Origin of the sequence: Nonlabens sp. YIK11, assembly GCF_001413925.1 — a bacterium.
Taxonomy (GTDB): Bacteria; Bacteroidota; Bacteroidia; order Flavobacteriales; family Flavobacteriaceae; genus Nonlabens.
On the sequence record NZ_LBMJ01000001.1, the window covers coordinates 2176131 to 2199687 of the forward strand.

Sequence of the window (23557 nt, forward strand, 5' to 3'; positions counted from 1 at the left end):
GGCTACATCGACATTGGAATCAGGTGAGTCCGTTTCCGCAACTAAAAACTACCATTTTTTACTCATTTTAAACCGCTCGCAATGAATATAGGAATTGCCGACACCTCACATTACAAGTTTGCAGATATTATCTGTGAGACCATTAATAAATCTGCCGTAGAGCGCGATACGGGAATTGCAAAGCGCACTCCAGAATATATCAAAACCAAAATGGACAACGGGAACGCCATTATCGCCACAGATGGCGATAAGTTCGTGGGCTTTTGTTATATAGAACGCTGGGATCACGGTAAATATGTGGCTAACTCTGGTTTGATCGTACATCATGATTATCGTGGTTTAGGTTATGCCAAAAAGATCAAGGAAAAAGTCTTTGAACTTTCCAGAACCAAATTTCCGGATGCCAAAATCTTTGGAATCACCACAGGACTAGCCGTCATGAAAATTAATTATGAATTGGGTTACCAACCAGTTACTTTTTCAGAACTAACAACAGACGAAGCTTTCTGGAATGGCTGCCAAACCTGCAAAAACTTTGACGTTCTTACCAGAACCAACCGTAAGATGTGCCTGTGTACAGGGATGCTCTATGACCCCAATAAAAAAGTCAAAGAACCAGAAAAGAAAGTGGTTTCCAAAAAGCTGCACGAGCGCTTGCAAAACATTAAAAAATCAATACTCTTTAAAAAAGAAGAGCCAAAAGATCCATCCAAATGAAAAAATTAGTTCTAGCATATAGTGGCGGTCTTGATACTTCATACTGCGCCGTCCATCTATCCAAAGATCTAGGGTATGAGGTACATGCCGTAAGCGTCAATACAGGCGGTTTCACTAAAACCGAAATTGAACATATAGAAAGCAACGCTTATAAAATGGGTGTTTCTACGTATCAAAACATTGATGCAATCCAGACTTTTTACGAAAAAATCGTGAAGTATCTCATTTTTGGTAATGTCTTAAAAAATAACACCTATCCGTTATCAGTAAGTTCTGAGCGAATTATTCAAGCGTTGGAAATCATCAATTATGCAAACGAGATAGGAGCGACGGCTATCGCTCACGGTAGCACAGGTGCAGGAAATGATCAGGTACGATTTGACATGATCTTTCAAACTTTTGCACCAGATATTGAAATTATCACACCTATCAGAGATAAAAAACTCTCACGTCAGGAAGAGATTGAATACCTAAAATCCAATGGTATTGACATGAATTGGGAAAAATCCCAATATTCAGTCAACAAAGGATTATGGGGAACCAGCGTTGGTGGTGCAGAGACCTTGACTTCCAGCAAATCCTTACCCGAAAATGCTTATCCATCGCAGTTGGAAGCCAAAGAACCTAAACAAATAGAATTAGGTTTTACAAATGGTGAGCTGACTTCTATTGATGGAGGCAAAGATGAATCGCACAAACTGATCGAGAAACTGAATGATATGGCGTCTATTTATGCCATAGGTCGCGACATTCACGTGGGCGACACTATCGTAGGGATTAAAGGTCGTGTAGGCTTTGAAGCTGCAGCATCCTTGATCCTTGTCAAGGCTCATCATTTATTGGAAAAGCATACGCTTAGCAAATGGCAGTTGCAGCATAAAGAGTACCTATCGAGTTTCTATGGGATGCATTTGCATGAAGGCTTGTATCTCGATCCAGTGATGCGCAATATTGAATCCTTTCTTCAAAGCAGTCAAAAAAGCGTCACGGGAAAAGTCTTTGTTACGTTGAAACCATATCAGTTCTTATTGGACGGTATTGAATCTCCATTTGATTTGATGAATGCCGGTTTTGGTACGTACGGTGAAGAAAATAAGGCCTGGACGGCAGACGATGCCAAAGGTTTTATCAAGATCTACAGCAACGCACAAAAGATTTACCAACACGTAAACAAGGACTCATGATCAAAGCTGGAATTATAGGAGGTAGTGGCTTCACTGCTGGTGAGTTGATCAGAATCCTACTAAACCATCCTGCGGCAGAAATAGATTTTGTCTTTACCACTTCCAAAGCCGGACAGCCAGTTAGTGATATCCATCAGGACCTCTATGGCGTGACCGACCTCAAGTTCACAGATCAAATAAACAAAGAGGTAGATGTTCTCTTTCTTTGCCTAGGGCACGGCAACAGCAGTAGATTTTTAGAAGAGAATCATTTTGCTGACCACACTAAAATCATTGATTTAAGTAATGATTTTAGGCTCAATGCAGATGCTCATTTTCAAGGTAAACAATTCGTTTACGGCTTACCTGAATTGAATCGGGAACAAATTGAAAAGGCAGATCACATTGCAAATCCGGGTTGCTTTGCCACAGCGATCCAGCAGGCCATTTTACCATTGGCCGCTCATGGATTAATCCATGCAGATATTCACGTGAATGCAGTGACTGGAGCAACTGGTGCTGGCGCGAGCCTGTCAGATACGACCAGTTTTGTATGGCGTGATAACAATTTTAGTCACTACAAAGCTTTTAACCATCAACACTTAGGTGAGATCAATCAATCCATAGCTCAATTACAACATGACTTTGATAAAGTGATTCACTTTATTCCCAATCGTGGTAATTTCTCGAGAGGAATATTTGCAACGGTTTATACCCAATTTGAAGGTGATTTGAGTGAGGCGCAATCTATTTACCTCAATTTTTATAAGCACGCGACCTTTACACACATCAGTGAGCGGCCTATCCATATGAAACAGGTTGTGAATACTAATAATTGTTTGATTCATTTAGAAAAGCACGGTGATCAATTACTCATCACCAGCACGATTGACAATTTATTAAAAGGTGCCTCTGGACAAGCGGTACATAACATGAACTTGATTTATGGACTTGAAGAAACCTTGGGTCTTGAATTTAAAGCCAGCTATTTCTAATGGGATTATTTAATGTTTATCCGCTGTTTGATGTCACACCGGTTCGAGCGCAGGATGTTTTTATTTACGACGAGAACGATGTGGAATACCTGGATTTATACGGCGGCCACGCTGTAATTTCAGTAGGTCATTCACATCCAGAATATGTTGCGCGTCTTTCAGACCAACTTAGTAAAATTGCCTTTTATAGCAATTCGATCCAGAATCCGTTACAGGAAGAAATGGCCGAAAAACTCGCTAGACTTTCAGGCTGTGGCGATTATGATCTGTTTCTGTGCAATTCTGGCGCAGAGGCTAATGAGAACGCACTTAAAGTAGCCTCGTTTGCTACGGGAAAGCACAAGATTATTGCTTTTAAAAACAGTTTTCACGGCCGCACATCGGCTGCTGTTGCTGCGACGGATAATCCTAAGATCGTCGCGCCGCTCAATGCCCAGCAGGAAGTTATCTTTTGTGAGTTGGGTGATTTGGCTGCGGTACAGAAAGCCTTGGAAACCGGCGACGTCTGCGCGATCATTGTAGAGACCATTCAAGGTGTTGGTGGACTTGATGAAGCTGATAGGAGCTTTTTTCATGAAATATATTCGCTTTCGCGAAAGCATCATTGCCTTATCATTGCAGATGAAGTTCAATCTGGATTTGGTAGGACCGGTGATTTCTTTGCCTTTCAGAAACACGACTGGACGCCAGACCTGATACCGATTGCCAAAGGTATGGGCAATGGTTTTCCCGTAGGTGGCGTATTGATCCATCACGACATCAAGGCTAGCTTTGGAATGTTGGGAACGACCTTTGGCGGGAATCATCTCGCTTGTGCCGCGGTCAATGCGGTACTGGATATCATTGAGAAAGAGCAATTGATGCAGGCCGCTACTGATATGTCGGCTTATTTTCTGGATCAGATCAAGGATATTCCTGCGATCAAAAGGGTCAAAGGACGTGGATTGATGCTGGGATTAGAGTTTGATTTCCCTATTGCAGATTTGCGTAAAGACCTGATTCTTAATCATCACATCTTTACTGGAAATTCCAAAAACCCTAATCTGATAAGGATCTTACCATCCTTAACGGTTCAAAAATCACACATAGACACTTTTGTCGACGCGCTTAAGACCGCTTTGAAAACAGCAGTTCAATGAAACATTACAGCAATTTAGATAGCCTGGAGAACTTTGACGCTACGGTAGATCTGGCTTTACAACTTAAGAAAGATCCGTTTGCTTTTGAAGAATTAGGAAAGCGAAAAACGATCGCCTTGGTGTTTTTCAACAACAGTTTGAGAACTCGATTGAGTACTGAGAAGGCGGCACGCAACCTAGGTATGGATGTAATGGTTTTGAATGTATCTGACTCCTGGAATCTTGAATTTGGTGATGGTACCGTCATGAACCTCGACACTGCAGAACATATCAAGGAAGCGACCCAGGTCATTGCACAGTATGCTGATATTATTGCCGTCCGTGCCTTTGCAGGCTTAAAAGACAAGGCAGCAGATGCTACTGAGAAAGTCATGAATGCTTTTATCAAATATGCTGGAGTACCCATTGTGAATATGGAAAGTGCCTTGTCGCATCCATTACAAGGATTGACGGATGCCGTAACGATCAAAGAAACAGTCACAAAAAAACGTCCCAAAGTCGTGTTGTCTTGGGCACCACATCCACGTGCGTTGCCACATGCCGTGGCCAATAGTTTTGTGAAATCCATGAAGCTGTGTGATGTAGATTTCGTGATTACCAATCCAGTAGGTTACGACCTCGATCCTGAAATCACCAACGGCATCACCATCAATCACAATCAGCAGGAAGCGCTCAAGGATGCCGATGTGGTTTATGTGAAGAACTGGAGCAGTTTTGATGATTATGGCCAGGTCACCAATACAGATAGCCATTGGATGATGACCAAAAAAAAATTAGGCCATGCGATTTTCATGCACTGTTTGCCGGTACGACGCAATGTTGTGGTAGAAGATGCGGTACTGGACAGTGATCAATCGGTAGTGATCCAGCAGGCTGGAAACCGAATTTATGCGGCGCAGGCGGTTCTGAAGACACTTTTAGAAAACATAAAGTAATTGATTAGGTAGACAAATGCAAAGTTTTAAAAATGAATACACTAAAAGTCATAAAAATAGGAGGTAAGCTGATTGATGACCCAACGGCTATTAGTTCATTTTTGGAGGATTTTGCAGCGATCAAGGAGCCTAAGATTTTGATTCATGGTGGTGGTAATTTGGCCAGTTCGATGGCTCGGGATTTGGATGTTCCAGTGCAGCAAATCGACGGTCGTCGCATTACAGACGATGCCACGTTGGACATCATTACCATGGCTTATGCCGGTAAAATTAATAAGAATCTGGTGGCGCGATTACAAGGTCTAGGCTGCAACGCTTTAGGCTTGACCGGTGCTGATGGCAATAGCATTTTATCAAAAATACGGGACAAACAACCTATTGATTTTGGTCATGTGGGCGATCCCAAAACGGTGAACGTATATTTCATACAGCTGTTGTTGGATCATGGCATCACGCCCGTTTTTTGCGCGATCACGCACGATGGTGCTGGTCAATTACTCAATACCAATGCAGATACCGTTTCGGCTGACGTATGTTCCGCTTTCGCGAAAGCGTACACCACTCAGCTTTACTACTGCTTTGAAAAACAAGGGGTTTTAAGAGACATCAACGATCCTAGCAGTTTGATCCAGAGTATTGACCAAAACCATTACGAAAAATTAAAATCTGAAAAGGTCATTGCAGATGGCATGTTGCCCAAGATGGAGAACAGTTTTAGAGCCCTTCAAAATGAGGTTTCCAGCGTTCATATAGGACTGGCCTCGATGATTACAAGTACAGATAATAACCACACAACTCTAACTCTATGAGCTCATTAACTACAGATGCGATCGAATTACTCAAGGAATTGATCCAAACGCCGTCGTTCTCTAGTGAGGAAGATCAAACGGCTCGCCATATTTCCAACTGGCTTGAGGCTCATGGCGTAGAAGTCAAGCAAACGGATTATAACGTCTGGGCGATCAATAAGTATTTTGACGAGAGCAAACCCACGATATTGCTCAACTCGCATCACGATACGGTCAAGCCCAATAAAGCGTACACGAGAGATCCTTTTACTGCAACTATAGAAGATGATAAGTTGTATGGTTTGGGCAGCAATGATGCCGGCGGTTGTTTGGTGAGTTTACTGGCGACTTTCGTCCATTTTTATGACAAAAAAAACCTGAAATACAATTTAGTCATCGTCGCCAGCGCCGAAGAAGAGAGCAGTGGTGATAAGGGTTTGGTCAGTATGATTCCGGTGATTCCTAAAATCGATGTAGCCATTGTGGGCGAACCTACCCAAATGCACCTTGCGGTAGCCGAAAAAGGTCTGGTGGTTTTTGACGCTATTGTCAAGGGAACTGCTAGCCATGCGGCGCATCCCAATAGTGACAATGCAATTTACAACTGTATCAAGGTGTTGGAGTGGTTCAAGAATTACAAGTTTGAGAAAGGCAGCAAGGCTTTGGGAGATGTCAAGATGACCGTTACACAGATCAAGGCCGGACAGCAACACAACGCCGTGCCATCCCAAGTGGATCTGGTTATAGATGTTAGAGTCAACGATGCCTACAGCAATAAGGAAATAGCCGATTTGCTTCAAAAGGAATCACCTTGCGACAGCATCAAGCCTCGCGGGTTGAAACTTAACTCTTCCAGCATTCCTATGGATCACGATATTGTAAAAGCTGGACTTGCGATAGGTAGGGAAACCTATGGATCGCCTACCTTATCAGATCAAGCAGTTTTAACCTGTCCATCCGTTAAGTTGGGTCCAGGTTTAAGCCAGCGATCACACACAGCAGATGAATTTATTTACGTCTCTGAAATCGTGGAAGGTATTGAAATCTACAAGCAGATCTTAGAGAAGATATTGTAAACTAGAATTAGGAAATAGGAATTAGAGGATTAGGCAATAGTAAATAGAGAAAATTAGGTTATGAAACTTTGGGACAAAGGAATTAAGATAGACGATAGGATTGAGCAATTTACCGTAGGTAACGATCGTGAGATTGACTTACACATTGCTGCATACGATGTTCAAGCTTCACTGGCGCACGCGCAAATGCTTAAGGAAATAGGCATCTTGGAAGCAGATGAATTGGCTCAGCTTACGGAAGGCCTTGCGATTCTCAAAGAACAGATCGATAATGACGAATTTGTCATTGAGCAAGAATTTGAAGATGTACACTCAAAAATTGAAAGCGAGCTTACCCAGCGTTATGGTGATGTTGGTAAAAAGATACATACCGCAAGATCACGAAACGATCAGGTGATCACGGCTTTACAACTGTTTTATAAAGAGCAATTAACCGCCATTCAATCTCAAAGTCATGAGTTGTTTGAAACCTTATTGAACCTCGCCGAAACTCATAAAGATCAATTGCTTCCAGGTTACACGCACTTGCAGGTGGCAATGCCATCTTCTTTTGGGTTGTGGTTTTCTGCCTATGCAGAATTGCTGGTAGATGACAACTATTTGCTTCAAGCCGCTTTTAAAACTGTGGATCAAAATCCGTTGGGAAGTGCGGCTGGTTATGGTAGTTCGTTCCCGATTGACAGGACTTTTACTACAGAGAAAATGGGTTTTTCCACACTCAAATATAACGTCGTGGCCGCACAAATGGCTCGTGGTAAGAGTGAGCGCACGATTAGTTATGCCTTGGGAAGTCTGGCAAATACACTTTCCAGATTTGCGATGGACATTTGTTTGTACATGAGTCAGAATTTTGGCTTCGTGAGCTTTCCTGATGCGCTTACCACAGGTAGTAGTATCATGCCTCACAAAAAGAATCCAGACGTTTTTGAACTCATTCGTGGGAAATGTAATCGCATACAAGCGCTTCAAAGTGAGATGGTTTTATTGACAAACAATCTTCCTAGCGGCTATCACAGAGATTATCAATTGATGAAAGAATCCATGATTAGAGCCATTGTGGACATGCAGGATTGTTTAGCGATCTTGAACTATGCCATCCAGCAAGTAATTGTGACCGACATAGATCTCAACGACCCTAAATATCAATATTTATTTACAGTAGATAGCATCAATAATCTTGTAGTGGACGGCGCTAGTTTTAGAGACGCCTATAAAACGATAGGTGGTCAAGTTCAGGATGGAACTTACCAACCTGATTATTCAAAAAAGCATTCTCACGAGGGTAGCATCCATAATTTGAATCTAGAAGAAATTAGAAACAAATGGTCCTAAGGTTTTTTAAGAATTAAATAAACGCCTTCAACGGTCTATGGTTGTGGAAAAGCATAGCTTTGCCCGCTTAATTCCAGAAGCTGCACAACCATGAAGTTTTCCAAAAAAACGTGGATATTAATTCTTGCTTTTTTCTGTATCTATGTTTTTTGGGGCAGCACCTATCTTTGGAATAAGATGGCAGTGCTTGAGTTGCCGCCATTCTTTCTGGCGTCGATAAGATTTATATCTGCCAGCATCATCATATTTATTATTGCCAGATCTTTAAAGTACAGTCTAGCGATTACAAAAAAGCAATTGCTTAATTGCATTCTGGCTGGTTTTCTGTTCTTGGCTTATGGTAACGGTGTGTTTGTCTGGGCGCTCAAATGGGTTGACTCTGGTTTTGCATCCTTACTCGCCGCATTACAGCCATTGATAATTTTATTGATGATGCGCATTATACAACGCAAAAAATTACAGTGGAAATCCATGGTAGGAGTCACGCTGGGAATTATAGGGATGTATTTTTTGGTAAGCCAAAACGATATCATCGCAAAAGACGGCATGATCATAGGGATTCTTATGATCTTCACCTGTTTGATCGCTTGGTGTAGCGGCAGTCTTTTTGTGGCTTCTGCAGACTTACCAGCCAATTTTTTTGTGGCTACAGCTTACCAGATGTTGTCTGCTGGAGTCTTGTTGGTCATTGGGAGTTTGGCCTTTGATGAAACATGGAAATCACCGCTGGCGTGGGAAGCACAAACGCAAATCTCATTGGTTTGTTTGATTCTTTTTGGAAGTATTGCTGCCTTCACCTCGTTTAATTATTTGCTTAAAAACGTATCTCCAGAAAAAGTATCTACATCCAGCTTTGTTAATCCAGTGATCGCCATTTTGCTGGGCTGGTATTTTCTTGAAGAAGAATTAAGCCTTCAAACCGGCATCGCGGCACTCTTGTTATTGACTGGCGTCTATTTTATCAATAGCCGTAAGAGAACAAAGGATGATGTGGTAGCTACTAAGCGACCCTAGAAAATCCTTCTATGAAATGAAGATAAAGTCTCTTGAACAACCACAGTCTCTTGATTTTGAACCGTTGATATATGTAAGGAATTCGCTTTCGCGAAAGCGAACTATAGTACCATCAAACACACAACGTATCAGTTTGTTGATGGTAATCGACATTGACACCATGTTCTTCCCAAAAAAATAATTTTATTTTCAGGATACAATCTTGAAAATTAAATGGAGTTAGTGTTCTCCAAATTGAGAAAGCTATAGTAAATTTGCTATTTAGAAATATTCCAAATAATAATTTTTCATGGGAAGAAAAACCTCTAACAAAGTAAGAATGTATCACCGCTATCTAGGATTTTTCCTAGCGGGAATCATGGCTGTGTATGCAATAAGTGGTGTGACACTCATCTATCGTGACACCGATGTTTTCAAAAAGAAAACCGAGATCGAGACCACTCTAGAGCCTAATCTTACTGCAGATCAAGTAGGTAAGGAGCTGAAGATTAGAAGATTTAGCGCCACGTCAGAAACGGCTACGACCATCAATTTTAAAAACGGCTCTTACGACAAAACAACTGGAGCTGCGGCCTACACTAAAGTAGAAACACCATACTTACTCAATAAGCTTCAAAACTTCCATAAAGCAGAAACTGGAGATCCGCTTTATTTTTTGAATATCTTCTTTGGTGTCAGTCTGTTATTCTTTGTAGTGTCGGCTTTCTGGATGTTTTTACCGTCCACACCTATTTTCAAAAAAGGGATGTGGTTTGCCGCCGCTGGATTGGTACTCACGCTGGTGTTGCTATTTGTTTAATCTGGAAGGGAACACTTTTTCAATAGGTTAGTGATCTTGGTTTTTGCGATATGGACTTAGGATTCCATGTATATTTGCGCGCGAAAATTAAGTACAGATTGCATGAGTGAATTACCTAAAAAGATTGAGGCTATAAGCGTATTTGATATGCTTAAAATAGGCGTTGGACCTTCCAGTTCGCATACGTTAGGACCATGGCGAGCAGCTCGCAATTTTTTAGGGAAATTGCGAGATAAAGGTGTTTTAGGAAATGTCACTGCCATAGAAATTGATCTTTATGGCTCACTGTCCTTGACAGGAAAGGGTCACGCTACTGACATCGCGGTCATCTTAGGACTCACCAATGCAGATCCACAAACCTGCGATATAGCAGAGATTCCAGAAACCGTGCAGTATGTCAACCACCAGCATTTGTTGCAGCTGGATGGCGTTCACCTCATTACGTTTCATCCAGAAAAGGCGATTAGGTTCAATAAAAACTTTTTGCCGTTTCATCCTAACGGTATTCGATTCAAAGCCGTGTTGGATTCAGGCAAGACCATATTTGAAACCTATTACAGCATAGGCGGCGGATTCTTTGTGCAAAAAGAGCGTAAAAGAGCAGCAAGACAAAGAGCTATTTTTGAGTGTTTTCCACGACCGGTTTCCAATGCGGTAGATTTATTGGCTTATTGTGATCGAGAAAATAAATCGGTTTCACAGATTGTTTTGGAAAATGAGGAATATCTCAATGATTCTGAAGACATCGATTCCCGATTGCAAGATATTTGGGATGTGATGCTGGACTCGATGTACACTGGTTGTCATACAGAAGGTATCTTACCAGGTGGTTTGAATGTAAGACGTCGAGCCTATGATACGCACCAGCGTTTACAGAAAGGCGCCGAATACTCGAATAAAGAAGAATGGATTGAAGCCATAAGAGGTACTGAGGTAAAATTTAGGGAAATCCTCAAATGGGTTTCCTGTTTTGCTCTGGCCGTTAATGAAGTCAACGCGTCTCTAGGCAGAGTAGTCACTGCACCAACTAACGGTAGCGCTGGCGTTATTCCAGCCGTATTGATGTATTATTTAGTGATAGAAAACCATTCTGCCGATTTTAAAGACATCAAAAAGTTCCTACTCGTTGCTGGAGAAATAGGTTCGTTGTTTAAGAAAGGAGCCACCATAAGCGCGGCAATGGGCGGTTGTCAGGCAGAAATAGGCGTGAGTAGTGCCATGGCTGCTGGTGCCTTAACTGAATTGATGGGCGGCACACCAGCCCAAGTATTAATGGCGAGCGAGATCGCTATGGAACATCACCTAGGGATGACTTGCGATCCCATTGCTGGATTGGTCCAGATTCCATGTATTGAGAGAAATGCCATGGGCGCCATCAAAGCCATCAATGCCTGTGAGATGGCACTAGATACAGATGCCAAAAATGCAAAGGTGCCACTGGATAAAATCATTCAAACCATGTGGCAAACGGCACAAGACATGAACTCCAAATACAAAGAAACTAGTGAAGGTGGTCTTGCCGTAAACGTAGCCTTATCGGATTGCTAGTTTGTTTATTTATAGGTAGATAAATTATCTGATCTAAATAAATAGCTGAGATTCTTAAAGTTGGTTTTTTCGAGTGAAGTAATTCACCAATGAGTATAAGGAAATCAAACTCCAGCAGGCTTCCAGAATTATAAACGGCCAGTATTCCAATAGGATGGAAGCAAAGCAAGCCAGCGATGCGCCCACAAAGTTGAGGAGTACAAAAGTTAGATCTTCGTTCTTTACTTTCTTGATTACCGTGAGGAAGTACGCCAGTAAAATAAGAAAGACTCCTATAGCACCTATCCAATCTGTAGCGGTCAACATATTTTCTTTGTTTTGGTAAAAAAACTGCCAGCTCATGTCTTTAGGCATCAACTGGCAGATTTATCAAGGGTCTAAAACCTAGATTAGATGAGTTTCTCGCTGCGACCTTCAAAATAATTGAAGCTTTGATCTGCTTTAAGAACCAGCAAGGTCTCATATATCATTTTAATCACGTTCTCTACGTCTTCACGATGTACCATTTCCACTGTGGTGTGCATATAACGCAATGGTAATGAAATCAAGGCGCTAGGTACGCCACCATTGCTGTAGGCAAATGCATCTGTATCAGTCCCTGTGGATCTACTGGTAGCACGACGCTGGAAAGGAATCTTGTTTTTCGTCGCTGTTTCCATGATGATGTTGCGCAGCTTATTCTGTATCGCTGGTGCATAAGCCAGTACTGGACCTTTGCCTATGGCAGCATCACCATTGGTTTTCTTATCGATCATAGGTGTAGTTGTGTCATGCGTTACATCTGTCACGATGGCCACGTTAGGTTTGATCGTTTGTGTGATCATTTCGGCGCCACGTAATCCTATTTCTTCCTGCACGCTGTTGGTCACATAAAGTCCAAAGTCCAATTCCTTTTTATTCTCTTTAAGCAATCGAGCCACTTCGGCGATCATGAATCCGCCCATGCGGTTATCTAGGGCACGACAGACAAATTTGTTTTTGTTCAGCACCATGAATTTATCTGGATAGGTAATGACACAACCTACATCAACGCCCATTTTAAGCACTTCTTCCTTATCCTCGGCACCTATATCGATAAAGATGTTTTCGAGTTTGGGAGATTCCTCTTTGGATTTATCACGAGTGTGAATCGCTGGCCAGCCAAAAACGCCTGTAACAATACCTTGCGGTGTATGGATATTCACTCTTTTTGACGGTGCAATTTGGTGGTCAGATCCACCATTGCGCACGACGTAAATTAGTCCATCATCAGTGATGTAGTTGACATACCACGAGATTTCATCGGCGTGTCCTTCTATCACGACTTTATATTTTGCATCTGGATTGATGACACCTACAGCGGTACCATAATTGTCCGTAATAAATTCATCCACATATGGTTTAAGATAATCCATCCATACTTGCTGCCCATTCCATTCATAACCGGTAGGCGATGCGGTATTGAGGTATTTCTCTAGAAATTCCATCGATGTATCGTTAAGTATGCTCTTGTCTGCCATTATTTTTTCAATTTGTCGTGAAGATAATAATCGACCTCTAGAAACCGTTTGTTTCTAGGGTATATTCTTAACTTTGGAATGCTTTTTGGCACTATTTGGGTATGATTCAGAGACTTTATTTTTTGATGTTGCTTTTGATGTGTTCCGCTTTCGCGAAAGCGCAAACAACACCATCTTCTCCACAACCTACAGACAGCGTCAAGACCGCAAATGCAGACTACTTTTACATAGATGGCGATAGTGTAAGTGCCGTGGAACTCGATGAGATTTTGCTTATCCAAGACCTAAAATTTACCAGCCGTTACGAGCGTGTTAGATATCTGATTTTACAACGCAAGGTAAAACGCGTGTGGCCATATGCAAAACTCGCCGCAGAACGCCTTACCGAACTGGACAGAAGGCTCGCCACCATAGATAATAAAGGAGACCAAAGGCGATATGCCAAAATGGTGGAGAATTACATCGAGGACGAGTTCAAAGAAGAACTGAAAAAACTAACCCGTACGGAAGGTCAGATCCTTATCAAATTGATCCATAGACAGACGGGTGATACCGCTTTTGAATTGATCAAGCGATTGCGCAGTGGCTGGAGTGCGTTCTGGTTCAATAATACCGCGAGCTTTTTTGACATCTCACTTAAGGAAGAATACCAGCCCATGACTGTGGTAGAAGATTTTTATATTGAGGACATCCTACAGCAGCAATTCAAACGTGACACACTGGAACCACAGGATCCAGCCATACCAGTAGATTATTTTGCAGGACGAGCGTTGTGGAAGGATTTTGAAGCCAATTTGCCGCCCAATTACGACAAAGTCAATCTAGCGGAACGTGCCAAAAAACGTGAGGAGTACTTAAAGAAAAAGGCTAAAAAGGAGCGACGCCGAAAACGCAGAAATAATTAAATCTAGCTTTTTAACTGTTCTTAAGTGAGACCTTTGATCTTACGGGTTTCACTTATTTTTTTGCGATCCAATTCATGTACTGAAAATTTAATTTTCTAAAAATAGTAATTCAGTCGAAGTACGGTACTTTTTGCCACGGTATTACTTACGACATTTGGTTTGTCGTGAATTGTCGTAATGACAAAGATCGTTCAGAATCGCACTGTAAGCGGAAATTAAACCTGTGCTGGATCACCCATTCATCGCCTCGATACGTTGCTCTAAACTTGGGTGTGAGTAGTGAAAAAAGACATAGGCCGGATGTGGTGTCAAATTGCTTAGGCTCGAACTGGAAAGCTTCTTGAGCGCATTGATCAATGGCAAACCTGCATAGGTTTCTTGGGCATAGTGGTCTGCCTGGTATTCAAACTTTCGCGAAAGCGAACTCATAATCAGACCTGTAATTCTAGAAATGGGTGCGTAGAGCAGTCCAAAAGCAACCAGACCTACATGAAAGGATGCCTGAGTCACGCCTAACGCCTGAGCCAATAAATCACTATCGACAAAAAGCGAAAACAACCATAACGTCAATCCAGTAGTGATTGTGCTAGCCACAAGATTGTAGATGATGTGTTTCTTCTTGTAATGGCCTACCTCGTGAGCGAGGACGGCCACGATCTCTTCGTGAGAGAGCTTATCAATCAAGGTGTCGTAAAGCGTCACGCGCTTTTCGCTGCCAAAACCGCTGAAATAGGCATTTGCTTTGGTAGATCGCTTACTACCATCGATGACAAATATTTTGTCGAGCTGGAATCCAACCGTTGCCGCATAATCGCTGATTTTATGTTTCAGCGGTCCTTCTTCCAGCGGTACTTGTTTGTTGAATAAGGGAACAAACAATCTCGCATAGAACATGTTCATTAACAGCGAAATCACAAAAACCAAAATCCAGACGTACCACCAGAAATCATCGCCAGCCCATTGATAGCACAAAATGACGATGGCCAGCAAACCGCCACCTAAAATCGCGGTAAGCAACCAGCCTTTTATCTTATCGATAATGAATGTTTTCTTTGTGGTCTTGTTGAAACCAAAACGCTCTTCTATCACAAAGGTGCCAAAATATGAGAACGGCAATGAGATCAACTCGCCAGCAATCGCAATGATCCCAAAGAAAACAATGGCAATCAGAATGTCATTATCTGCCACAGATCGCGCCCAGGCATTTACAATGGCAAAACCATCCAAAAACAGGAACATTATGGTTGCGACAAAGGAAACAGTAGCCGATATGGTGCCAAATCTAAAATTGGTCTCTTTATATTCCTGCGAGCGATCATACTCTGCAGCATCATAGACATCGCTCACAACTTCAGGAATTGGCTTAGAATACCAGGTATAGTTAAGGTAACTCAAGGTGCGTTCCAATAGAAATTCAAAGCTCAGAATTCCTATAATGATGTAAAAAAGAGTTTGCGCATCCATATTACAAAGGTAGCTGGATCAAGATGTTTAATGTTACAAAATGCACAGGAGTTGTACACGATTCTCGGTTAAAAACCACGCTGGCGTCTCGCTTCAAAAAGTAGGATAGCTGCGCTCACACTTACATTCATACTATCAATGGCGCCACTCATGGGAATAATAATGTTAGTGGTGGCAGCATCTCGTAGCACTTGGGATAAACCGGTAGCTTCTGTGCCTACCGCGATGGCTGCAGGCTTCTTAAAATCCACAAGGTCATAGCGTTCACTTGTTTGAAGGGTCGCCGCATACAGGTCAATCGATTTGCTTTGCAAAAATGCCACACATTCTGCAGCGGTAGCGATGACGGTAGGCATAGTAAAAATACAGCCTACACTGGATCGAATCACGTTGGGATTAAACAAATCTGATATGGGGTCAACGATGATCACAGCATCAATTCCAGCAGCATCTGCCGTCCTTAACAGGGCACCTACGTTTCCTGGTTTTTCTGGTGATTCTGCGATGAGAATCAATGGGTTGTCTGATAATGGTAAGTTGGATAGATTGGTTTTTTTCGCTTTCGCGAAAGCGATACAACCTTCCGTACCACTGCGGTAGGCAAGCTTTTCATAAACGTCCTGAGAGACGGCAATCAACTCCTCGTCGCCTTTTAAACCAAGATCTGCAATGACCTGGTCATTTGTAAAATCGTTGGAGCTATAAAGAATATCACCACAAATGAGCACTTTATTGATTTCAAAGCCGCCAGTAATGGCGAGACCTATTTCTCGTTGTCCTTCAATCAAGAAAAGACCTTCTTTTTTGCGGGTCTTGCTCTTGCGCTGCAGTTGCTCTGCATGGCGTATGATGGCATTATGCGGGCTCGAGATGTATTTCACGTGGTAGGGTTGATGCGACAAAGTTAATGCAATATGTAATTGATTGTGGGTTTGCTTAATTTTGAACAAACTAAAGTCATGAATTTCCACACGCGCAAATGGATCAAACCAGAAGATCTCAACCCTAACGGCACGCTATTCGGTGGTAGGTTGTTGGACTGGATTGATGAAGAAGCAGCCCTTTACACCATCATACAGTTTGAAAATTCTAGAGTGGTGACTAAGTATATGAGTGACATTGACTTTAAAGCCAGCGCCAAAACAGGCGACATCATTGAAATAGGTCTTGAGGTCAATTCCTTTGGGAAGACTTCCATCAATCTGCATTGTGTGGTGCGCAATAAGATGACGTATGAAACCATCATCACCATCAAAACGATCATCCTTGTCAATCTGGATGAGAATGGAAAGCCAGCACCTCACGGTAAAACAGAAACCGAATATCAATCAGAACGCATGAAGCGTCGAGGTATAGGCGGATAATCTTGGGAATAGAGGAATAACAAACTATAAATTCAGCTTGCAACTGAAAACGACGAACTCTTAAATAAGTTCTTTTGTGTCGTGAGTTTAGTCTTAATTCTAGATCTTATTTCAACGATTAGGCTGCCTCTAAAGTTTCTGAACCATCGTTCAAATATTTATCCTTCATCCAGAATGTACCAAAAGGCACTACAGACATTAAGATCACTATAATCGTGTCCTTAAATTTCCACTTGAGGATTTGAGCCACCACAATGGCAAGAACCACATAGCCTAAAAACAAAAAACCATGCGCCATTCCTACAATTTTGTTGGGCATTCCTATACCGCCTAGATATTTGAGTGGCATGGTCACAAAGAGGACCAAAAGGAATGAATAACCTTCTGCAATGGCTAGGTATCTAAAAATTTTAATCATCGCTGCTTTTTATTTCTTTCATGGACAAATTTAGTTCAGACTCACGACCATACAGCTTGATTTCCTGAATATCTGCCGGTAGATAGAATCCTTCTTGCATCAGGGCTTTTTTCACATTGCCTATGACTCGACCTTTCGTTTGTGTAGCGACCCTACCATAATCTGTCGTATCTACCCAGAACATGACTTTTACGTTCACGGTACTTGTGGCTAGTTCGTCCTCTGCCACATAGCTTTGATGTTCCTCATTGGTTATTACTCTAGGGTCATCTTCAAGGGTTTTGAGAATAACCGCTTTGGCGAGATTGATATCATCTTCGTAATCTAGCCCTACCATAAAATCCCAACGGAAGAATCCGTCTTCGGTATAATTGGTTACAGGTCTGGTAATGACATCACTATTAGGGATGTAGACATCTTTACCGTCAAAGGTTTTGAGTTTTGTGTATCTAAATTCCAATGCTTTTACCTTCCCAAAATTGTCTCCAATCTCAACCGTATCATTAACATTAAAAGGTCTGTTGAAACTCAAGATGACTCCGGCGATAAAATTTTGACCTATGTCCTTGAATGCAAATCCCAATATCACGGCACTGGCTCCAGCAGTGGCAAAAATCCCTGCACTCACGTTACCAAAACCGGCAGCTTGAAGTGACAAGACTATAAATGCAATGATCAACAATAACCGTATGGCTTGTCCCAGGAAACGGCTCATTAAGGGATCTGCAGTTCTGGCTTTCACGCGTCTCGAGGTAAACCTACCTATATAACCAGCTATCAAAAATCCTAATATGATGATGATCAATCCTAGTCCTAAGCGTGGCAGCAACTCAACAAAATGGTTATAATAATTGCCCAAAGCGATGCTGATCTGCTCGCTAAAGGACTCTGCGTTTTCAATTTTTTCTTGGGTCATGATGCTGGATTTATGTAAAAATAGACTGTGTTTGAATGATAAGTGTTAAGCTTAGACAAAAGTCGATGCGGTCTGCCTTGCTGGTTTATTTTTGTAAGATGCAAAATTCTCCAACCATAACCATCATAGGCGCAGGCGTGAGCGGTCTGTGCGCCGCCATTCACCTCAAGAATTCTGGGTACAACGCACAATTATATGACGCTGCGGCTCATGTAGGTGGTCGTGTAGCGACAGACTACAAGGACGGTAACATACTCGATCATGGGTTCCAGGTATTGTTGGATTCCTACCCAGCAGCGCAGGAATTCTTGGATCTGGAATCTTTGGATCTTATCAAATTCTCACCAGGTGCCTACCTATTCACTGACGGTAAAAAATCAACCGTTGGAGATCCTACCAGAGATCCTAGTTTTCTATTCATGGTCGCTTTTTCAAAAGTTGGATTGATAAAAGACAAGTTGAAAATATTTACGCTTTCGCGAAAGCTGAAACAAAAATCTCTTAAGGAAATCTTTGAGGCAAAGGAACAAACCACACTGGCTTACCTGCAAGAAGCTGGATTTTCAGAGAAGATCATTTCAAAATTCTTTAAACCATTCTATGCGGGAATCTTTCTGGAAGATGAGCTGCAAACCAGTAGCCGAATGTTTGAATTTGTATTCAAAATGTTCGCGCAGGGCAGTGCCACCTTATCTAAAAACGGAATTGCAGACATTCCAAAGCAGCTTGCAGAACAGTTGCCAAGTGAGCACATTCACCTTAACCAACCCGTATCTAGAGTAGTAGGTTCCCAAATCACGCTAGCTGATGGATCAAAACTGGAATCTGATTACACGATCATAGCCACACAAGCCGATAGGCTGGTACCTAATCTTCCTATCTCAAACATGAAGTGGCAGGAGGTTACCGTGCTATACTTCAAAACGGAACATAAAGGTTTCGGCAAACCTATTATTGGACTGGTGAGCGCAAAAAACACGCTAAGTAATAATTTCCATTTTTTGCAAGATGTGTTTGAAGGTCATGAAACAATGCTGAGCGTTTCTATTGTGAAGAGCCATGAATACGACATTAACGAACTGGCAGCGAGAGTGCGAATGGAAATGAAGGAGCATTGTAAGATCGATGCTGGTGAATTGGTCCATTCTAAAACGATCCATAAAGCATTACCAGACTTGAAAAATCTTAATTACTCCATGAATCCTACTGAAACACAGCTAACCCAAAACATATATCTAGCAGGTGATCAATTGAGTAATGGATCGCTCAATGCAGCAATGCTCAACGGTAAAGCTGCAGCACAAGCCGTGATCGATAAAATTGAAGGAAAAGTAGTGGTAGGCTAGAACTTCACGTGAGATCAAAAAAAAATCCAGAGCAAACTTTTAGGTCAGCTCTAGATTTTTAGTTTTTAGAAGATCAAGCTATTTCTTGATCAGTCCTATTTCTACTAATCGCTGGTGTAAAAACTCACCTGCAGTGATGTCTTCATATTGTTTAGGGTGATCCTCATCGATACACTCTTCCAGACAATCCAATCTCATATCACTACGTGGATGTAAAAAGAACGGAATAGAGTAGCGGTGTGTATGCCACAATTCTCTTGGTGGATTTACCACTCGGTGAATGGTAGATCGCAATTTATTGTTGGTGTGTCGTTGCAACATATCACCTACGTTGATCACTAATTCATCTTCTTGGGCGATGGCATCCAGCCACTCACCATCACGACGTTGTACTTGTAATCCAGGAGCGCTCGCGCCCATCAATAGGGTAATCAAATTGATATCACCATGAGCACCGGCGCGTACCGCATTTTCTGGTTCGCTGGTTATAGGTGGATAATGAATAGGTCTCAAAATAGAGTTACCATTACTAGCCCAGTGATCAAAGTAATTTTCTTGAAGTCCTATGTGCAGTGCCAAAGCTCTAAGTACATAAATACCGGTTTTCTCCAGCATTCTATAAGCTTCCATTCCTGTTTTGTTGAATTCGGGTAGTTCTTTGACTTTTACGTTATCCGGATAGGTTTCCGTAAGGTCTGCATCATCGCTAGGCTCTTGACCAAAATGCCAGAACTCCTTCAAATCACCTTCTTTTTTTCCTTTGGCATGTTCTTTCCCAAAAGAAACATATCCACGCTGGCCGCCTAATTCTGGACGCTCATAGGATTCCTTGGTTTCCACAGGCAGCTGAAAGAATTTTTCAACCTGTGCATATAATTTTTCTACCAACTCATCAGAAAGAAAGTGGTTCTTAAGCGCCACAAAACCTATCTCTTCATAGGCCTTTCCAATTTCATCAATAAATTTCTTTTTTCTCTCTGGATCATCGCTTAGGAAATCTGCAAGATCCACGCTAGGTATGTTGTTCATCTTAAAATATTAAAAAGTCAAATTAAATCCTGCTCCAATTTTATTTTCAACCAATTGTGGTGAGAATGAAAACCTCACAGATTCGTTATCAATACTAGGTTTAAAGATAAGATTCTTTAGCTTTGGATAGGCATAATACACCAACTTAGTCAAAAACATTCCTATACCAGCGCCAGCAATTACATCGGTAAACCAGTGCTTATTATTATATAATCTCAAATAAGCCGTTGTTGTCGCGATGGAGTACGCACCTATGCTGTACCAATATGAAATATGCCCTAATTCCTGATGGGCAAACTCTGCCAACACAAATGCAAATGCCGTATGCCCAGAAGGAAAAGCGCTGTTTCCTAAACCGTCTGGCCTTTTTCTGCCTATAGTTCGTTTCATGGTTTTAACGCCTACATACATCAAACCTAAACTGGCTCCCAATTGTAAACTTCTATCAAGAACATTGTTTTTAGGTTCGACACCCATGAGGTCCAAACCATAAACCGCGATCCCAGGAACCAGATAGATATAGTCATCTATTGATGTTTGTTGGCCTTCTTTACTTAAAGAATTATTGAGATCGACATCCCATTTTTTAAAGGGCTCGTTATGTAGTCCATACATACCTATAGCAATCAGTGCTGCAGGAGCTATAAATCCGGTTAATTGAATCTCTGTTTTTGTAGAATCTATAATACTGTCTTTCTGTGCATTGATTGTGACACAGAATGAAAGCAGGATAAAACATATTTTTTTGAACATGATGGACGCTCTGTAAATTCTATACAAACATATAAGTTTATCCTACATTTGGATACTTGCAAAACTAATTAAGATGTCTTCAATTTCTTCTGGAATAGAATTAAATCAAATCAATCACGAGCTGGCTTTAGAACTATACAAAGGCATGCTATTACCCAGACTAGTAGAAGAAAAAATGCTCATCCTATTGCGCCAAGGCAGGATTTCAAAATGGTTCTCTGGCATAGGTCAAGAAGCGATCGCTGTAGGTGTGACTATGGCGATGCAATCTGATGAATACATTTTACCTATGCATAGAAACTTGGGTGTATTCACTTCAAGAGGCATCCCATTGTGGAAACTATTCGCACAGTGGCAGGGCAAGCTGGAAGGTTTTACAAAAGGTCGCGACCGCAGCTTCCATTTTGGAACTCAAGAGTACAAGATCATAGGAATGATTTCGCATCTGGGACCACAATTGGGTGTGGCAGATGGTATCGCGCTTGCCCAAAAATTAAGAAATAGCCAAAAGGCTACCGTAGTTTTTACTGGTGAAGGTGGAACCAGCGAAGGCGATTTTCACGAGGCGCTCAACGTAGCCAGCGTTTGGGATCTTCCTGTTTTGTTTTGTATAGAGAACAACGGCTATGGACTTAGTACACCAACGTCAGAGCAATACCGCTGTGAAAACCTAGCAGATCGCGCCATAGGTTATGGAATGGAATCGCACGTCATTGATGGCAATAATATCATCGAGGTGTATCATAAAACCTCGCAGATTCTGGAAGATATGAGAAAGAATCCGCGGCCTGTTTTGATAGAATTTAAAACCTTTAGGAGACGTGGACATGAAGAGGCCAGCGGTACCAAATATGTTCCAGATGAGCTCATGGATTACTGGGAACAGCGCGATCCAGTGCGCATGTTGGAGCAGGAACTTTTGGATAAACAATACATCACATCAGCAGACATCTTGGAATGGAGCGATGAGATCAAGTCACAGATTGAAGATCATTTGAATATCGCTTTCGCGAAAGCGGAACCTAATTCCACCATAGAAAAAGAGTTGGCAGACGTCTACAAACCCGTCACGTATAACAATACAACTTCTAACGGTGAAACGGAGAACATCAGGTTTGTGGATGCCATTCATAAAGGTTTGAAATCTGCCATGCGAGCGCATGAAGACCTGATCATCATGGGACAGGACATCGCAGATTATGGAGGTGTTTTTAAGATTACTGATGGCTTTCTTGAGGAATTTGGCAAGGATCGCGTGCGTAACACGCCTATTTGTGAAAGCGCTATCGTAGAAGTGGCCATGGGATTGAGTATTGCTGGGATGAAGGCGGTTGTAGAAATGCAGTTTGCAGATTTTGTGAGCAGCGGATTTAATCCTATCGTAAATTATCTGGCCAAATCCCATTACCGCTGGAATCAAAATGCAGATGTCGTGATCAGGATGCCTTGTGGTGCTGGTGTTGGCGCTGGTCCATTTCATTCCCAAACTAATGAATCCTGGTTCTATACCATTCCAGGTCTGAAAATTGTGTATCCATCCAGTCCAGCAGATGCAAAAGGATTATTGATCGCGGCCATCAATGACCCCAATCCTGTTCTTTACTTTGAGCACAAAGCTTTATACAGGTCTATTTATGGTGATGTGCCCATTGATGACGTAGAAATTGAAATAGGAAAAGCCCGATTGGTTTGTGAAGGAAAAGATGCGACCATCATTACATATGGAGCCGCTGTGCATTGGGTATTACCGTTAATCGGCGATTTTGAAGAGACCATGGATGTGCTAGACTTGAGAACTTTATCGCCTCTAGACGTGGAAACCATTCTCACGAGTATCAAGAAAACCGGTCGAGTGTTGCTGGTCTCTGAAGATAATTTAACTGGTAGCGTTTCCAGTGATATTGCTTCTATGATAGGAGAAAGCTGTTTTGAATACCTGGACGCTCCAGTAATGAGGATAGGTAGTATCGATACACCTATACCGTTCCATAAAGATCTGGAATCAGATTATTTACCGCAAAAGAGAATTAAGGAATCTCTTAAATCTTTGCTAGAGTACTAAACCTACTTTATAGAATTTTGCTAAATTTGGAAAAATTCCCCTAATCATTATAAACTAAATGTTACGATTATGAAATTTATGGATGAAGCAGACAATTTTAGATATGTCCTTTGGTTCCTGACAATTCTCTTTTCTTTTTTAGTTTTCTTTGGTCCTAGTGAGGGCACATTGGGACGTACGGGAAGATTATTGTTAGGCCTTTTTGCAAGCCTATTGGTCATTTATTTGATTTTGAAAGTGATTCAGCGCAGATATTATTCTGATAAGGAAACTGAAGAAATTCAATCTTAACACA

At 41.7% G+C, this 23557-nt stretch carries 25 protein-coding genes; 17 read left to right on the forward strand and 8 right to left on the reverse strand.

Translation table 11 applies throughout. The features are described 5' to 3' along the window. Positions 1-81 precede the first annotated feature (81 nt). The 12 genes from AAU57_RS09740 to AAU57_RS09790 all read left to right on the forward strand — a co-directional run bounded on the left by AAU57_RS09740 (position 82) and on the right by AAU57_RS09790 (position 11506). Entirely contained in the window at positions 82-717 is a 636-nt protein-coding gene (locus AAU57_RS09740; RefSeq protein WP_055412729.1) for a GNAT family N-acetyltransferase, read from the forward strand. Then, positions 714-1901: an argininosuccinate synthase gene (locus AAU57_RS09745; protein ID WP_055412730.1), complete on the forward strand. Its 1188-nt coding sequence runs from the start codon at positions 714-716 to the stop codon at positions 1899-1901. The genes AAU57_RS09740 and AAU57_RS09745 overlap by 4 nt, the downstream gene beginning before the upstream one ends. After that, positions 1898-2875 carry an N-acetyl-gamma-glutamyl-phosphate reductase gene (gene argC, locus AAU57_RS09750; RefSeq protein ID WP_055412731.1) on the forward strand — a complete coding sequence of 326 codons (978 nt, stop codon included), beginning with the start codon at positions 1898-1900 and terminating at the stop codon, positions 2873-2875. Before AAU57_RS09745 ends, argC begins: the two co-directional genes overlap by 4 nt. Beyond that, positions 2875-4014, forward strand: coding sequence for an aspartate aminotransferase family protein (locus AAU57_RS09755; protein ID WP_055412732.1), 1140 nt, complete (start codon positions 2875-2877; stop codon positions 4012-4014). The genes argC and AAU57_RS09755 overlap by 1 nt, the downstream gene beginning before the upstream one ends. Beyond that, positions 4011-4949: an N-acetylornithine carbamoyltransferase gene (locus AAU57_RS09760; protein ID WP_055412733.1), complete on the forward strand. Its 939-nt coding sequence runs from the start codon at positions 4011-4013 to the stop codon at positions 4947-4949. Before AAU57_RS09755 ends, AAU57_RS09760 begins: the two co-directional genes overlap by 4 nt. 32 nt (positions 4950-4981) lie before the next feature. After that, on the forward strand, positions 4982-5758 hold the full coding sequence (gene argB, locus AAU57_RS09765) for an acetylglutamate kinase (RefSeq protein WP_055412734.1): 777 nt from the start codon (positions 4982-4984) through the stop codon (positions 5756-5758). Then, positions 5755-6813: a M20 family metallo-hydrolase gene (locus AAU57_RS09770; protein ID WP_055412735.1), complete on the forward strand. Its 1059-nt coding sequence runs from the start codon at positions 5755-5757 to the stop codon at positions 6811-6813. The genes argB and AAU57_RS09770 overlap by 4 nt, the downstream gene beginning before the upstream one ends. A 60-nt stretch (positions 6814-6873) precedes the next feature. After that, complete coding sequence (gene argH, locus AAU57_RS09775) at positions 6874-8145, forward strand: argininosuccinate lyase (RefSeq protein WP_055412736.1); 1272 nt, start codon at positions 6874-6876, stop codon at positions 8143-8145. A 90-nt stretch (positions 8146-8235) separates the two neighbouring features. Next, entirely contained in the window at positions 8236-9159 is a 924-nt protein-coding gene (locus AAU57_RS09780; protein WP_055412737.1) for an EamA family transporter, read from the forward strand. Between the two features lie 16 nt (positions 9160-9175). After that, on the forward strand, positions 9176-9340 hold the full coding sequence (locus tag AAU57_RS15045; protein WP_156340100.1) for a hypothetical protein: 165 nt from the start codon (positions 9176-9178) through the stop codon (positions 9338-9340). 108 nt (positions 9341-9448) lie between these two features. Further along, entirely contained in the window at positions 9449-9958 is a 510-nt protein-coding gene (locus tag AAU57_RS09785) for a PepSY domain-containing protein (RefSeq protein WP_055412738.1), read from the forward strand. A 102-nt stretch (positions 9959-10060) separates the two neighbouring features. Continuing rightward, positions 10061-11506, forward strand: coding sequence for an L-serine ammonia-lyase (locus tag AAU57_RS09790; protein WP_055412739.1), 1446 nt, complete (start codon positions 10061-10063; stop codon positions 11504-11506). A 54-nt stretch (positions 11507-11560) separates the two neighbouring features. On the opposite strand, the gene AAU57_RS09795 is transcribed toward AAU57_RS09790, so the two are convergent. Next, positions 11561-11860, reverse strand: a complete 300-nt coding sequence (locus AAU57_RS09795; RefSeq protein ID WP_231717795.1) for a CBU_0592 family membrane protein — start codon at positions 11858-11860, stop codon at positions 11561-11563. 35 nt (positions 11861-11895) lie between these two features. After that, positions 11896-13005 (reverse strand): M42 family metallopeptidase, encoded by a 1110-nt coding sequence (locus AAU57_RS09800; RefSeq protein ID WP_055412740.1) that lies wholly within the window; start codon positions 13003-13005, stop codon positions 11896-11898. 101 nt (positions 13006-13106) lie between these two features. Here AAU57_RS09800 and AAU57_RS09805 point away from each other — a divergent pair, with 101 nt between their 5' ends. After that, complete coding sequence (locus AAU57_RS09805) at positions 13107-13910, forward strand: DUF4294 domain-containing protein (protein ID WP_055412741.1); 804 nt, start codon at positions 13107-13109, stop codon at positions 13908-13910. Positions 13911-14141: 231 nt separating this feature from the next. Here AAU57_RS09805 and AAU57_RS09810 read toward each other — a convergent pair whose 3' ends face one another. Both AAU57_RS09810 and AAU57_RS09815 read right to left on the reverse strand, forming a co-directional pair. Further along, a complete protein-coding gene (locus tag AAU57_RS09810) occupies positions 14142-15374 on the reverse strand; it encodes a M48 family metallopeptidase (RefSeq protein WP_055412742.1) in 1233 nt (410 codons plus the stop codon). A gap of 68 nt (positions 15375-15442) precedes the next feature. Next, on the reverse strand, positions 15443-16255 hold the full coding sequence (locus AAU57_RS09815) for a TrmH family RNA methyltransferase (RefSeq protein WP_055413734.1): 813 nt from the start codon (positions 16253-16255) through the stop codon (positions 15443-15445). A gap of 78 nt (positions 16256-16333) precedes the next feature. Between AAU57_RS09815 and AAU57_RS09820 the strand changes: the two genes are divergently transcribed. Then, positions 16334-16738 carry an acyl-CoA thioesterase gene (locus AAU57_RS09820; protein WP_055412743.1) on the forward strand — a complete coding sequence of 135 codons (405 nt, stop codon included), beginning with the start codon at positions 16334-16336 and terminating at the stop codon, positions 16736-16738. A 118-nt stretch (positions 16739-16856) separates the two neighbouring features. Here the strand turns inward: AAU57_RS09820 and AAU57_RS09825 are convergent, their stop codons facing one another. Next, positions 16857-17156 (reverse strand): DUF3817 domain-containing protein, encoded by a 300-nt coding sequence (locus AAU57_RS09825; protein ID WP_055412744.1) that lies wholly within the window; start codon positions 17154-17156, stop codon positions 16857-16859. Next, positions 17149-18072 (reverse strand): mechanosensitive ion channel family protein, encoded by a 924-nt coding sequence (locus tag AAU57_RS09830; protein WP_055412745.1) that lies wholly within the window; start codon positions 18070-18072, stop codon positions 17149-17151. Before AAU57_RS09830 ends, AAU57_RS09825 begins: the two co-directional genes overlap by 8 nt. Before the next feature lie 98 nt (positions 18073-18170). Between AAU57_RS09830 and AAU57_RS09835 the strand changes: the two genes are divergently transcribed. Continuing rightward, positions 18171-19418 (forward strand): NAD(P)/FAD-dependent oxidoreductase, encoded by a 1248-nt coding sequence (locus AAU57_RS09835; protein ID WP_055412746.1) that lies wholly within the window; start codon positions 18171-18173, stop codon positions 19416-19418. Positions 19419-19496: 78 nt separating this feature from the next. Here the strand turns inward: AAU57_RS09835 and AAU57_RS09840 are convergent, their stop codons facing one another. Beyond that, positions 19497-20447 carry an isopenicillin N synthase family dioxygenase gene (locus AAU57_RS09840; RefSeq protein ID WP_055412747.1) on the reverse strand — a complete coding sequence of 317 codons (951 nt, stop codon included), beginning with the start codon at positions 20445-20447 and terminating at the stop codon, positions 19497-19499. A gap of 9 nt (positions 20448-20456) precedes the next feature. Continuing rightward, positions 20457-21227 carry a phosphatase PAP2 family protein gene (locus AAU57_RS09845; protein ID WP_156340102.1) on the reverse strand — a complete coding sequence of 257 codons (771 nt, stop codon included), beginning with the start codon at positions 21225-21227 and terminating at the stop codon, positions 20457-20459. A 46-nt stretch (positions 21228-21273) separates the two neighbouring features. Between AAU57_RS09845 and AAU57_RS09850 the strand changes: the two genes are divergently transcribed. Then, positions 21274-23262, forward strand: coding sequence for a thiamine pyrophosphate-dependent enzyme (locus tag AAU57_RS09850; protein WP_055412749.1), 1989 nt, complete (start codon positions 21274-21276; stop codon positions 23260-23262). A 69-nt stretch (positions 23263-23331) separates the two neighbouring features. Continuing rightward, complete coding sequence (locus AAU57_RS09855; protein WP_055412750.1) at positions 23332-23553, forward strand: hypothetical protein; 222 nt, start codon at positions 23332-23334, stop codon at positions 23551-23553. Positions 23554-23557: the final 4 nt, after the last annotated feature.

Bases quoted from the DNA above. Each gene is read 5' to 3' on its own strand.
- AAU57_RS09740 (WP_055412729.1), top strand. From the start codon at position 82: ATGAATATAGGAATTGCCGACACCTCACATTACAAGTTTGCAGATATT.
- AAU57_RS09745 (WP_055412730.1), top strand. From the start codon at position 714: ATGAAAAAATTAGTTCTAGCATATAGTGGCGGTCTTGATACTTCATAC.
- argC (WP_055412731.1), top strand. From the start codon at position 1,898: ATGATCAAAGCTGGAATTATAGGAGGTAGTGGCTTCACTGCTGGTGAG.
- AAU57_RS09755 (WP_055412732.1), top strand. From the start codon at position 2,875: ATGGGATTATTTAATGTTTATCCGCTGTTTGATGTCACACCGGTTCGA.
- AAU57_RS09760 (WP_055412733.1), top strand. From the start codon at position 4,011: ATGAAACATTACAGCAATTTAGATAGCCTGGAGAACTTTGACGCTACG.
- argB (WP_055412734.1), top strand. From the start codon at position 4,982: ATGAATACACTAAAAGTCATAAAAATAGGAGGTAAGCTGATTGATGAC.
- AAU57_RS09770 (WP_055412735.1), top strand. From the start codon at position 5,755: ATGAGCTCATTAACTACAGATGCGATCGAATTACTCAAGGAATTGATC.
- argH (WP_055412736.1), top strand. From the start codon at position 6,874: ATGAAACTTTGGGACAAAGGAATTAAGATAGACGATAGGATTGAGCAA.
- AAU57_RS09780 (WP_055412737.1), top strand. From the start codon at position 8,236: ATGAAGTTTTCCAAAAAAACGTGGATATTAATTCTTGCTTTTTTCTGT.
- AAU57_RS15045 (WP_156340100.1), top strand. From the start codon at position 9,176: ATGAAGATAAAGTCTCTTGAACAACCACAGTCTCTTGATTTTGAACCG.
- AAU57_RS09785 (WP_055412738.1), top strand. From the start codon at position 9,449: ATGGGAAGAAAAACCTCTAACAAAGTAAGAATGTATCACCGCTATCTA.
- AAU57_RS09790 (WP_055412739.1), top strand. From the start codon at position 10,061: ATGAGTGAATTACCTAAAAAGATTGAGGCTATAAGCGTATTTGATATG.
- AAU57_RS09795 (WP_231717795.1), bottom strand. From the start codon at position 11,860: ATGCCTAAAGACATGAGCTGGCAGTTTTTTTACCAAAACAAAGAAAAT.
- AAU57_RS09800 (WP_055412740.1), bottom strand. From the start codon at position 13,005: ATGGCAGACAAGAGCATACTTAACGATACATCGATGGAATTTCTAGAG.
- AAU57_RS09805 (WP_055412741.1), top strand. From the start codon at position 13,107: ATGATTCAGAGACTTTATTTTTTGATGTTGCTTTTGATGTGTTCCGCT.
- AAU57_RS09810 (WP_055412742.1), bottom strand. From the start codon at position 15,374: ATGGATGCGCAAACTCTTTTTTACATCATTATAGGAATTCTGAGCTTT.
- AAU57_RS09820 (WP_055412743.1), top strand. From the start codon at position 16,334: ATGAATTTCCACACGCGCAAATGGATCAAACCAGAAGATCTCAACCCT.
- AAU57_RS09825 (WP_055412744.1), bottom strand. From the start codon at position 17,156: ATGATTAAAATTTTTAGATACCTAGCCATTGCAGAAGGTTATTCATTC.
- AAU57_RS09830 (WP_055412745.1), bottom strand. From the start codon at position 18,072: ATGACCCAAGAAAAAATTGAAAACGCAGAGTCCTTTAGCGAGCAGATC.
- AAU57_RS09835 (WP_055412746.1), top strand. From the start codon at position 18,171: ATGCAAAATTCTCCAACCATAACCATCATAGGCGCAGGCGTGAGCGGT.
- AAU57_RS09840 (WP_055412747.1), bottom strand. From the start codon at position 20,447: ATGAACAACATACCTAGCGTGGATCTTGCAGATTTCCTAAGCGATGAT.
- AAU57_RS09850 (WP_055412749.1), top strand. From the start codon at position 21,274: ATGTCTTCAATTTCTTCTGGAATAGAATTAAATCAAATCAATCACGAG.
- AAU57_RS09855 (WP_055412750.1), top strand. From the start codon at position 23,332: ATGAAATTTATGGATGAAGCAGACAATTTTAGATATGTCCTTTGGTTC.